Source organism: Flavobacterium sp. 2 (genome assembly GCF_049949195.1).
Lineage (GTDB): Bacteria > Bacteroidota > Bacteroidia > Flavobacteriales > Flavobacteriaceae > Flavobacterium.
Window position 1 is genome coordinate 2,971,775 of the sequence record NZ_CP188206.1, and the last position, 11,717, is coordinate 2,983,491.

Sequence of the window (11,717 nt, forward strand, 5' to 3'; positions counted from 1 at the left end):
ATTATGAAAGAAGAAGAAAAACCACAAATTACAGTAAAAGAACAAAAAGAAATGCTTTTACGAGCAAAAGGATTTGAAGAATTTATCCAAAGTTTTCCTGATAATTCTAATAATTTTGCTGATAATCCGATAAGATGCACTGGCTCACTTTCTCCCTTTACCGATGTTAGAAGAGGAGAGATTACTAGTGAAATAATTATTGCGAAAGATTATTATTTAGATCCTAGAAATCAAGAGGGTACTCTTGAAGAACGCAGGGCAAAAGTGAGAGTTGTAATACAAAGAGTTTTCAAGAAATTTATTGAGCAAAGAACACAAGAGTACGAATCTGTAAAATGTCATTATAGAGGTATAGATTGGAATAAACCAGGTGGTTCTAGCTGGAAAACGATTACATGTCAACCAGGTTTTTATTTTATTGAAGAATCTCTTGTTAGAACAATGAATGGAGATTGGAAAGAAGGACCAGTATGGGGATTAAATCATTCAAGTCTTTCCTGGAAAACGGGTGGGCATAGAAGAAGTGAAACTTTTGCCGAGGTTGACGCAAAATACTTTCAAATTCCTATTAAAGTTTTAGACGAATTAAATTCTGCAAGGAAAATTTTGCACGATTTAGGTATACCAACCGAACTTTCTTAAGTAGCAATATTTTGAATATCAGGTGATGATTTATTTAATTTAATGCTAAAGCTATTCATAACAATGAATAGCTTTATTTTTTTGAATGAATTGTAAAAAGTAGAAGACTATTTTTTCGAAAGAAATTACTTATAATTTGTTATTTTTGCTTCTTTTAAAATAAACCTATTTTTTCACCGCATTTAATGTATTCAATATCCATGTCAGATCAAGATTTATTTTATTTGTTAGCCCTAATGAAAGTGGATGGAGTTGGAGATATTATGGCTAAAAAATTGTTGTCGAATTTTGGAAATGCTGAAGCTATTTTTAAAGCAAAATCAAAAGAAATAGCTGCAATTGATGGAATTGGTGCGGTTTTATTAAAAAACCTTAAAGATAAAACCGTATTCGAAAAAGCCGCAAAAGAATTAGAATTTATAAAATCGGATAATATAAAAGTTTCCAATTTTCAGGATGGAAATTATCCGGATAAACTTAAACATTGTATCGACGGTCCGGTGCTCATATTTACTTCTGGTAATATAGATTTAAGTAACAAAAAGATTATAAGTATTGTTGGAACTCGTCAGATAACTTCTTATGGAACAGAATTTTGTCGAAAACTTATTGAAGATCTCGCGCCTCTGGATCCCGTTATTATAAGTGGTTTCGCCTATGGAGTCGATATCGTAGCACATCAATTGGCCTTGGAAAATAATCTACAAACAATAGGTGTTTTGGCACACGGATTAAATCAGATTTATCCACGAACGCATAAAAAATACATGGCAAAAATGGAAGAAAATGGCGGGTTTATTACTGAATTCTGGAGTTCTTCAAGTCCTGACAAAGAAAAGTTTGTACGCCGAAATCGAATTGTTGCGGGCATGACCGAAGCTACAATTGTTATAGAATCTGCAGACAAAGGCGGTTCATTGATTACAGCCAATTTAGCGAATGATTATAATCGGGAAGTTTTTGCCGTTCCAGGCCGTGTTACAGACCGATATAGTCAAGGTTGCAATAATCTTATTAAAACGCAAAAGGCAAATGTTTTAACCAGTGCCGCCGATTTGATTTACGTACTAAACTGGGATCTTGAAAATAAACCCAAAACAATTCAAAGACAGCTTTTTGTGGAGTTAAATCCTGATGAAGAATGTATCTATAATTTCTTGATTAAAAACGGAAAAGAGTTATTAGATATCATTGCTTTAGAGTGCAATTTCCCAATTTTTAAAATATCCGGAATTCTCTTAAATATGGAACTTAAAGGCCTAATCAGACCTTTGCCCGGCAAAATGTTCGAAGCAATTTAAGTGTTTTTTTAACACAGAAACTTGGATTAAATGATATAAAGAATATATTTGTTTAACCAAAAAACTAAAGTTAAAATGAACATAATTGAATTATTTGAAAATGCTGGAATTTATAAAGCAAACATACAATCTTTCAGCGCTGAAGATATTGATAAAGCAAGAAGACAGTTTGAAATTGAGCGATCTGGAAATACAAATGTACAGCCTGATTTAGGTAGCAATTTGGTTTTAGCAATTGAGAATTATGCCAATCAGCTGTTGTTTATTAGCAATAATAGAATATTATACAACTTCTTTTCAAAAAAGAATTATTCACGAAATCGATTCATTACAGATCACCCGATTTCCTCTAGTAAAGAGGATGTTAGAGTTTTTATCGATAAATTTTTGTCTAAAGATCTAGATGCAATTTTAGAATATTATATATCAAATAACAGATTTGATAATATTGATGATTTATTTGAAGTTAAGGAATATTTGCCTGAAAGTTCGCTTGATAAATTAAGTAATAAGGTGTCGGAAAAATTAGATTATGCTATTCAAACGGTTAATGGAAATTTACAGCCAGCTGCTATAAGTGAGACAGTTGAGTTTTTAAAATACCGAAGTTTTTATATTTTGGTTTCTCATTTTAGATCTGCTGAAAAAGACGAAAAAATCAGAGCAGTTTATAACAAAGTGTACAATCTGCACAGTAATTCAGTTGTTAGACATGAATTGTTAAACCCAATGATTTCTTCTTTAATAAACTATAATGCGGTTGATTCTGATCTGAATAATTTATTCAGAAAAAACAAAAATCAACTTGATGCTGCACAGGAAAGAGTAGATAATGCCAGCAGTTCATCTGGCTTTTCAGGTTGGTCAATTGTCGTGATTGTAATTGTAATTATTAGAGTAATTCTGCTAATAGCTAGGCTTGGAAGAGCTTAATAAACAGAATATTAAATAAGAAAAAAGCCTAATAGATTTAGTTTCTATTAGGCTTTTTAATTTTGGTTTTATTTTTCAAATCCCAAAACGTTGCGAACTTTTTCTAAAACGCCATCTGCAACTACCGAAGCTTTTGCAGCGCCTTTTTTAAGAAGTGCATCAACTTCTTCAAGATTGTTGATATAATAATTATACTTTTCTCTTTCCGTTTTAAATTTTTCGGTAATCAATTCAAAAAGAGCTTGTTTTGCGTGACCGTAACCGTAATTTCCGCCTAAATAATTGGCTCTCATTTCAGCAATCTGAGTTTCATTTGCTAACAAAGAATAAATTGCGAAAGCGTTGCAGGTATCAGGATTTTTTGGTGCTTCAAGAGGTGTGCTATCAGTTTCGATGCTCATTACTTGTTTGCGAAGCGTTTTATCGTCAAGAAAAATATTGATAATGTTATTAGCAGATTTACTCATTTTTCCACCATTTGTTCCTGGAATCAACATGCTGTCTTCTTGAATTTTAGCTTCCGGAATTACAAAAGTTTCACCCATTTGATGATTAAATCGCGATGCAACATCACGCGTAATTTCTAAATGCTGAAGCTGATCTTTTCCAACTGGAACGAACTCAGCATCATATAACAAAATATCTGCAGCCATCAACATCGGATAAGTGAATAACCCAGCGTTTACATCATCCAAACGATCTGATTTATCTTTGAAAGAATGTGCTAAAGTCAATCTTTGAAACGGAAAAAAACAGCTTAAGTACCAAGTCAATTCAGCAGTTTGAGTCACGTCTGATTGTCTGTAAAAAGTAACTTTATCAGGATTAAGCCCGCATGCAAGCCATGCTGCCGCTGTGCTATATGTATTTTCTCTTAATGTTTTGCCGTCTTTAATTTGTGTAATCGAATGTAAATCAGCGATAAACAAATAAGACTCATTTGCAGGATTATTCGATAATTCAATTGCCGGAATAATTGCTCCCAGTAAGTTTCCTAAATGCGGCGTTCCTGTACTCTGAACACCAGTAAGTATTTTTGCCATTATTTTTGTTTCTTAACCGCAAATGTCGTGATGTTTTTTCTAATGGCAAAGTTCATAAGAATTTAACGAAGCGTTTTAAATGTTTGTTGTGTGTTTTTTAACGCAGAGATCGCAGAGTTTTTTCGCAGAGAAAATGAGTTTTTTAAATTGATTTGCTTTGCAATAAGTTCTCTAAGCTTGATGTTTAGTAGAATTTGGTTTGTAAAATTTTCTTGTATTTGATTAAAAAGGAATTTAATAAAAATAAGAATATATTTATTAAATTTGATTTTTTGTATTTATGACAGAGAACGAAATATCAACTATTATCATTGGACTTGCTATCGAAATTCATAAAAAATTAGGGCCAGGTTTATTAGAGAATGTCTATAAAGAATGTTTGTTTTATAAAATTAAGAAGCGCGGACTTCTTGTAGAAAAAGAAAAGGCAATGCCATTAATTTTTGAAGAAGTTCAACTTGATTGCGGATATCGAATTGATTTGCTTGTCGAAAACAAATTTCTAATCGAAATTAAAAGTGTAGAATCTCTTAGCTTGAATCATTTGGCACAAACATTAACATATTTAAAATTAGGAAACTATAAACTTGGTTTACTTATAAATTTCAATGAAACTCTCCTAAAAAATGGAATCAGAAGAGTCATAAATAATTTATAGATAAAGCTCGGAGAACTTATTGCAAAGCAACCCTCAAAAAAACTCATTTTCTTTGCGAAAAAACTCTGCGCTCTTTGCGTTAAAAAGAAGCAAAGGTTATAGTAAAAAAATCTCTATATAATTCATTTCTGTTTTCTTACTTTTGAAGTTATGAAAATATTAAAAATTACTTTTTGGATTCTTTGGCGCATTTGGTTTTATGTTTTAATGGCCATTCCGATATTGATTATGTTGCCGTTTTTACTGATTTCTATCATATCAGAACGTGGTTACCCCTATTTCTTTAAAATGGCCCGCATTTGGGCTAAATTTATCCTTTTCGGGATGGGTTTTTATTACAAAGTAAAGCGTGAGCAAAAGCTTATCAAAAATACAAGCTATATGATTGTCGCAAATCATACTTCGATGACAGATATTATGCTGATGTTGGCGATTATTAAAAACCCTTTTGTTTTTGTTGGAAAGAAAGAGTTGGTGAAGATTCCATTGTTTGGGTTTTTCTATAAAAGAACTTGTATTTTGGTTGATAGAAATTCTTCAAAAAGTAAAAATGAGGTTTTCAAAAGAGCTCAAAACAGGCTTAATCAAGGACTTAGTATTTGTATTTTTCCCGAAGGCGGTGTTCCAGATGATGAAAGTATTTTGCTGGATGAATTTAAAGACGGCGCTTTCCGACTAGCAATAGAGCATCAAATCCCAATAGTTCCAATTGTTTTTGCTGATAATAAAGAACGCTTTTCGTATACTTTTTTAAGCGGTAGTCCAGGAAAAATGCGTGCAAAAATTCTCCCATTTGTTGAAACAAAAGGCGTAACAGGCGAGCATCGAAAAGAACTCAGAGAGCAAGTCCGACAATTGATATTTGACGCATTAGTTGAATTTCAGAAAAAAATTTCGAAAAAAACGATTTTAAAAACAGAACCCGATAATCCTTAAGCATCAGGATTATCGGGTTTTCTTTTGAACTAAAATAACCCCTTATTTATATTCAAAATCTTATCTGTGAATGATTTTTTCAGAAATAAATCGCAATACCTTTTTAAACTTCAATTTGGTTTTTCTTCGGTTTTTATTGTACAACACTTCTATTTTCTCTTTCATAATTTAAAAACATTAAGGATTGATAATAAGGAGTTTGGTTAAAACTCAAGTTAACGTCACAATTTAATAGAGAGTAAAAAATGAAAAAGGTTGCGTGAGATATAAAATTTTTTCTCGTAAAGGAATAAAAACCCGTCAGTACCAAACAAACCGACGGATTTTTATTAAAAAACAAATCAACCAAATTCGTTCTAAAATTTTTTAAAAGGCATTTATGGCGATGCCAATTAAAATTTTATATCTACTTACTAGATGATATAATTTTGAAAAGGTTGCGTTGATTTTTGATTTTTTTTAAAATAAAAAACCCAACAAGATTTTGACTTGTTGGGTTATGATATATAAACCTGCAATTTTCAGATTTTGAAAGGTTTAAGCGTTTGCTAATTCTTTCATATGTTCTTTAATTTTAGCTTCTAATTCATCAGCTAATTCCGGATTATCTTTAATTAAAGATTTAACGGCATCACGACCTTGTCCTAATTTTGTGTCACCATAGCTAAACCAAGATCCCGCTTTTTTAACGATATCAAATTCAACTGCAAGATCAAGAATTTCTCCGGTTTTTGAAACTCCTTCTCCGTACATAATGTCGAATTCGGCAGTTTTAAATGGCGGAGCCACTTTGTTTTTAACAATTTTAACTTTAGTTCTGTTTCCAATTACGTTTTCACCATCTTTAATTTGTGAAGAACGACGAATATCTAAACGTACTGAAGCATAGAATTTTAATGCGTTACCACCGGTTGTAGTTTCTGGATTTCCAAACATTACACCGATTTTTTCTCTCAGCTGGTTGATAAAGAAAACAGTACAATTTGTTTTGCTAATTGTTCCCGTTAATTTTCTTAAAGCCTGAGACATCAAACGTGCGTGAAGACCCATTTTTGAATCTCCCATTTCACCTTCAATTTCGCTTTTTGGAGTCAAAGCAGCAACAGAGTCAATTACAACAATGTCTATAGCTCCAGAACGAATTAGGTTTTCAGCAATTTCTAAAGCTTGCTCCCCATTGTCTGGTTGAGAAATGATTAAGTTTTCGATATCAACGCCTAATTTCTCAGCATAATTTCTATCAAAAGCATGCTCAGCATCTATAAAAGCAGCAATTCCGCCAGCTTTTTGAGCTTCGGCAATTGCATGTAAAGTTAAAGTGGTCTTACCAGATGATTCTGGTCCGTAAATTTCAATGATTCTTCCTTTTGGGTATCCATTTACTCCAAGAGCTAAATCAACTCCAAGTGAGCCAGAAGAAATCGTTTCTACCTCCACAATGGCTCTGTCGCCCATTTTCATTACGGTTCCTTTTCCGTAAGTTTTGTCAAGTTTATCAAGCGTTAATTGTAACGCTTTTAATTTGGCTTCTTTGTCTGAACTCATATCTTTTTAAATTATCTTAATTGTTATTTTTTTTGCATTTAAAACATAAATCAAAAGTAAGAAATAACTTTCGTATTGTTATTTAGCTGACTTGTAAATTGCAAAACTACTTCTTTTTTTTGGAGTTTGGTTGTCACAAATTGTTACAAATTGCTACAATTTTACTCTATAAATAATGCCTTTAATTCTGTCGCATCAGAAGGTTTCATTTTGCCAGCAAGCACTAAACTCAACTGTTTACGACGTAAAGCAGCATCAAAACGTTGGATTTCAAGTTCGGTTTCCGGAATAATTGCCGGAACTTCAACAGGTCTTCCAGTGTCATCAACAGCAACAAAAGTATAAATTGCTTCGTTGGCTTTTGTTCTGCTTCCAGATTCGCGGTCTTCTACCCAAACGTCAATGAAAACCTCCATTGAACTTTTGAAAGATCTTGAAACTTTTGCTTCAACAGTAACAACACTTCCTAGTGAAATTGCTCTGTTGAATGCCACGTGATTTACAGAAGCCGTAACCACGATTCGGCGAGAATGTCTGCGCGCGGCAATGCTTGCGGCACGATCCATTCGGGCTAATAATTCGCCGCCAAAAAGATTGTTTAAAGGATTTGTTTCGCTCGGTAAAACTAAATCTGTTAAAATAGTTATGGATTCTGAAGGGTGTTTTGGATTCATTTTTTTATTGTAAAAATTATAAATAAAAAGCTGATTAATTCAGCCAGTAAACCGCCATTACAGCTGGAATAAAATAGATTACTATGGTTCTCGCGCCATCGTAATCTTTTGCTAATCTTTGTCCGAAAAGCATCATTAGTAAACTGATGCAAGAAAAAATTGCACCGTAAAAACCAAACTCTCTGCCACTGTTTAATAAAAGCTGAATTGCTCCAACAACGGATAAAATTCCAGAAATTAATTCTAAAATTAAAAGATGCAATAATGCAAGCGGCACTTGATTTTTTAACGGCGTGTTGGCAAAATGACCTTTTAGCCATTCAACATTGTCTTTCCAATAAAATATTTTTTCATATCCTGATTGTAAGAATGTTAAAGCTAAAAAAGCCAGAATTAAGATAGAGGCAGGATTATTCATTTGAAGTCTATTTTTTATGAATTAAACGAGTAAGTTTTATTGATAAATCGGTTAAAATTATTTTTGCATTTCCGTTTCTTTCAATGTGATACATTGCATCTGAAAGCTCTTTGAAAATTTCATGAATATTATTTCCGTTAACAAAAGGTGCAAAATTTTCGAGTTTGAATTTATCCACTTTCGGTTCAATGTAAACCAAGCTTGGCGCCTGATAATTAAGCATTAATGCCTGACGGAACATTTCGATGCAAAACTGAATGAATTTTTTCTGGCTTTCGCGTCCAAGTCCGGCAATTTCTTCACTCCAGGAAATCAAATCCTGAATTGCTGCAGCATTTCCTTTGGCTCTAAATGCGGCACGAACCCAGTTTACAAACCATTGTTCGAATGGATATTCAGAATCATCTTCTTTCAATAAATGCATTGCTTTATTAAAATTTCCCTGAGCCTGATGCGCAATTTTTTTAGCTAAATTTTGATCAATATTTTCTCGTGAAACTAAAGCGTCGGCTATTACTTTTTCAGGAAGACCATTAAAGTGAATTACCTGACAACGAGAGCGAATGGTTTGAATAATATCTTCTTCATTTTCAGAAATCAGAATAAAAATAGTTTTATCTGAAGGTTCTTCAAGAAGTTTCAAAAGTTTATTTGAAGCCGCGATATTCATTTTATCGGCCATCCAAATAATCATGATTTTATAGCCGCCTTCGTAGGATTTCAGCGAAAGCGATTTTAAAACTTCCTGCGCATCCTCGACTCTGATTTCTCCTTGCTTGTTTTGAACGCCCAATATTTTATACCAGTCAAATAATCCTCCGTAAGGCATTTCCTGGATAAAAGTTCTCCAATCCTGAATGAAATCCAAACTTTTTGGTTTGGTTTTGACATCTTCGGTGGTAACAGTTGGGTAAATAAAATGCAAATCAGGATGCGAGATATTTTGAAATTTTAAATTGCAGGACTCGTTTCCGTTTTCATTTTCATTGCCTGTATTGTTGCACAAAATGTATTGCGCATAGGCTATAGCAGTTGATAATGTGCCGCTTCCTTCGGGCCCAATAAACAATTGTGCATGCGGAATTCGTCCTGAAGATGCACTTTTTATCAAGTGACTTTTGATATAATCCTGACCTAAAATTTGAGAAAATTGCATGAAGCAAAGATAGAAGAAAATGGTGGAGTCAAAAACTTTAGATTAAAAGATTATGGGTTGTCTTAAAATTGAAAAATTTGAGAAATTTTTTTTGAAAAAAAACGGAGATGTATAGGCATAATTTTGTTAATAAATTACTTCACGCGAGTAGATATGAAGACTTTTTTGTTAATATTTTTTTGCCAAAAACGATAAACGTAATGAAATTTTAGCTATTTAATGTTAAAATCTACCACTTTTTTATAGGTAATGTCTTACGGTTTTTGTTTTAACAAATTTAACAAAACCCTCGTTAAAACGCAGATTTTCTCGACATACGACTGTTTTTTAAGTTTTTTTTAAGGATTTTTTTTGAAAAAAGAAATCAATAAAGTTGCAATTTAAGTTAAATTATATATTTTTGTTTGCATCAACAACCATTTATAAATAGAATCTATGAAAGGGAAAATTATTTTATTAAGTACACTTTTTTTCTTGACAACTGCAGCTGTTTCAGCGCAGGCAAAAAATGCTCCAAGAAGTATCATTAGTACAACAGCTCTTATCAGAAAATACCATGATCAAAAAGAATTGAGTGGTATGCAAAAAGGAGAACTTTTGGAATTATACATTGAGCGTATTAAAGTTTTAGTGAAAACTCTCCCTTACATTGCTTTGGTTACTAAACCAGGTGTTACTATGGCCGACTTAGGTATTCCGGACGATAGTGAACACAAAAAAGTATTAGACAACCAAGCGGTTGGTACTACAACTTTCCTGGATACTACGGTAGACTTCCAAAGAAAAATGATGCCTTATTCAGATAAAGGAAACTTGATCGCGGCAATTTTATTTTACGAAAGCACATTGAAATCATTACACGAGTTCAACGATTTGAACGAAATGTAATAAATAAAATATTTTTAAAACCTTTTTTAACGTGTTTACGTAGATGATTTAGATTTTCGAAAAACATTTTAAAAGAGCGATAAAAAATAACTCGTTCTCGATGTGTTCTGATTATTTCGGAAAAATCGAGATGAGTTTTTTCATTTACGCATACCCAAATTTATTATTAACCCTAATACCCCCTTATCATGAAAAAAATTACTCAAATGATCTGCGTTCTTTTGACAGTTACTAGTATGAGTGCTCAGCAAGAGAAAGGAATTATGGGCTACAACAATTGGTTAAATAACTGGACCGAATTTAAGCCTAACAAAGTAGAGTATGGAGAAGCAAACCAAATTTTAGCAGGAAATATTTCTGTTAACACTAAATTGCTGAAAAGGAATGTTTATGTTTTGCAAGGCAACGTTTATGTTACAAACAATGCAGTATTAACAATCGAACCAGGAACTTTAATTATTGGTGATTTCGAAACTAAAGGAACATTGGTAGTTACAAAAGGTGCACAACTTGTTGCAGATGGTTTAGAGACTGATCCAATTGTATTTACTTCAAACCGCAGCCAGAAAAAAGCTGGAGACTGGGGTGGAGTTGTACTTCTTGGAGATGCTCCAATTAACAAATTTGGAGGTGTTGGTTCTTACAACTTAGATCTTGATCCTACACTTACTTCTTATGGTGGCGACAACGTAAACGGAAATTCAGGTATCTTGAGATTTGTTAGAATCGAATTTGCTGGAAAAAAAGTTAAAGGTGCAGATACTTTCAATGGCTTGACTGTTGCTGGTGTTGGTGCTAAAACGATACTAGAAAATGTAATGGTAAGCTACTCTGGAGGTGATTCATTTGCTTTCTTTGGAGGAGATTTAAACGCTACGAAACTAGTTTCTTACAAATCAATCAACGACGATTATAAATTTACTCAAGGTGTTCAATGCCGTTTATTTAACTCATTGGCAGTTAGATCATCTTACTTATCAAGTAACAAAGACGGATCTCGTTGTATGGAGGTAAAAACTTTCGAAAAGAAAAGCGAAACAGATTTTACTAAAAAACAAACACTTGTTGTTGCAACAAATATTACAATGTTAAATGATAGTGATAACATTAAAGCTGATATTCAGGCAGGTTTAGTAAAAGAGGCAGTTTATGTTGCCGAAACTGCTTCTCTTGAAATGAAGCGTAGTGTAATCTCTGGATTTAACCCGGCCGTTCTATTGGACAGCAAAACTGAGATTAATGATGCCAACCTTAAAAAAATCAAAATTGAGGAAATGTATTTCAACTTATGTAACGGAAATATCTTTACAGAATACAATTCTAACAATGAAGATTTAGAGGGCTGGTATGGAAACCCTGTGTTCTTTAACGTGATGTCACAAAGTGATAACAAAGAAACTTTCATTGATATCTACAATGCTAAAAAACCAGATTTCAGATTGCAATTAGGAAAAATTACAGCATCTAGCGGAAAATAGATAAGTTTCGATTTTTATTTCAAGAGCGTAAATTTTATTAATTAA

12 protein-coding genes are annotated in these 11,717 nt (G+C 32.8%); 7 read left to right on the top strand and 5 right to left on the bottom strand.

The genetic code is table 11. The features are described from left to right. Positions 1–3: 3 nt before the first annotated feature. The 3 genes from ACNFIH_RS12800 (at position 4) to ACNFIH_RS12810 (ending at position 2,876) form a co-directional block, all read left to right on the top strand. The gene (locus ACNFIH_RS12800) at positions 4–642 is read left to right on the top strand and encodes a hypothetical protein (RefSeq protein ID WP_426483448.1); all 639 of its coding nucleotides are present in this window, start codon (positions 4–6) and stop codon (positions 640–642) included. A 200-nt stretch (positions 643–842) separates the two neighbouring features. Further along, positions 843–1,943 (top strand): DNA-processing protein DprA, encoded by a 1,101-nt coding sequence (gene dprA, locus ACNFIH_RS12805; protein ID WP_426483449.1) that lies wholly within the window; start codon positions 843–845, stop codon positions 1,941–1,943. 75 nt (positions 1,944–2,018) lie between these two features. Then, positions 2,019–2,876, top strand: coding sequence for a hypothetical protein (locus ACNFIH_RS12810; protein ID WP_426483450.1), 858 nt, complete (start codon positions 2,019–2,021; stop codon positions 2,874–2,876). Positions 2,877–2,944: 68 nt separating this feature from the next. On the opposite strand, the gene trpS is transcribed toward ACNFIH_RS12810, so the two are convergent. Next, positions 2,945–3,919 (bottom strand): tryptophan--tRNA ligase, encoded by a 975-nt coding sequence (trpS, locus tag ACNFIH_RS12815; RefSeq protein WP_035646749.1) that lies wholly within the window; start codon positions 3,917–3,919, stop codon positions 2,945–2,947. Positions 3,920–4,199: 280 nt separating this feature from the next. On the opposite strand from trpS, the gene ACNFIH_RS12820 reads away from it, so the two are divergent. Next, the gene (locus tag ACNFIH_RS12820; RefSeq protein ID WP_426483451.1) at positions 4,200–4,577 is read left to right on the top strand and encodes a GxxExxY protein; all 378 of its coding nucleotides are present in this window, start codon (positions 4,200–4,202) and stop codon (positions 4,575–4,577) included. A 150-nt stretch (positions 4,578–4,727) separates the two neighbouring features. After that, positions 4,728–5,513 (top strand): lysophospholipid acyltransferase family protein, encoded by a 786-nt coding sequence (locus tag ACNFIH_RS12825; RefSeq protein WP_035646751.1) that lies wholly within the window; start codon positions 4,728–4,730, stop codon positions 5,511–5,513. A gap of 537 nt (positions 5,514–6,050) precedes the next feature. On the opposite strand, the gene recA is transcribed toward ACNFIH_RS12825, so the two are convergent. From recA to ACNFIH_RS12845, 4 genes are all read right to left on the bottom strand, one after another. Continuing rightward, entirely contained in the window at positions 6,051–7,058 is a 1,008-nt protein-coding gene (recA, locus tag ACNFIH_RS12830; RefSeq protein ID WP_142449857.1) for a recombinase RecA, read from the bottom strand. A 161-nt stretch (positions 7,059–7,219) separates the two neighbouring features. Continuing rightward, positions 7,220–7,732 carry an acyl-CoA thioesterase gene (locus ACNFIH_RS12835; RefSeq protein ID WP_035646756.1) on the bottom strand — a complete coding sequence of 171 codons (513 nt, stop codon included), beginning with the start codon at positions 7,730–7,732 and terminating at the stop codon, positions 7,220–7,222. A gap of 34 nt (positions 7,733–7,766) precedes the next feature. Then, entirely contained in the window at positions 7,767–8,150 is a 384-nt protein-coding gene (locus ACNFIH_RS12840) for a hypothetical protein (RefSeq protein ID WP_035646758.1), read from the bottom strand. Between the two features lie 7 nt (positions 8,151–8,157). Continuing rightward, positions 8,158–9,306 carry an ATP-binding protein gene (locus ACNFIH_RS12845; protein ID WP_142449854.1) on the bottom strand — a complete coding sequence of 383 codons (1,149 nt, stop codon included), beginning with the start codon at positions 9,304–9,306 and terminating at the stop codon, positions 8,158–8,160. 435 nt (positions 9,307–9,741) lie between these two features. Between ACNFIH_RS12845 and ACNFIH_RS12850 the strand changes: the two genes are divergently transcribed. Together ACNFIH_RS12850 and ACNFIH_RS12855 are read left to right on the top strand one after the other, a co-directional pair. Continuing rightward, the gene (locus tag ACNFIH_RS12850; RefSeq protein ID WP_026727351.1) at positions 9,742–10,194 is read left to right on the top strand and encodes a hypothetical protein; all 453 of its coding nucleotides are present in this window, start codon (positions 9,742–9,744) and stop codon (positions 10,192–10,194) included. 188 nt (positions 10,195–10,382) lie between these two features. Next, positions 10,383–11,672 (top strand): hypothetical protein, encoded by a 1,290-nt coding sequence (locus ACNFIH_RS12855; protein WP_426483452.1) that lies wholly within the window; start codon positions 10,383–10,385, stop codon positions 11,670–11,672. Positions 11,673–11,717 lie beyond the last annotated feature (45 nt).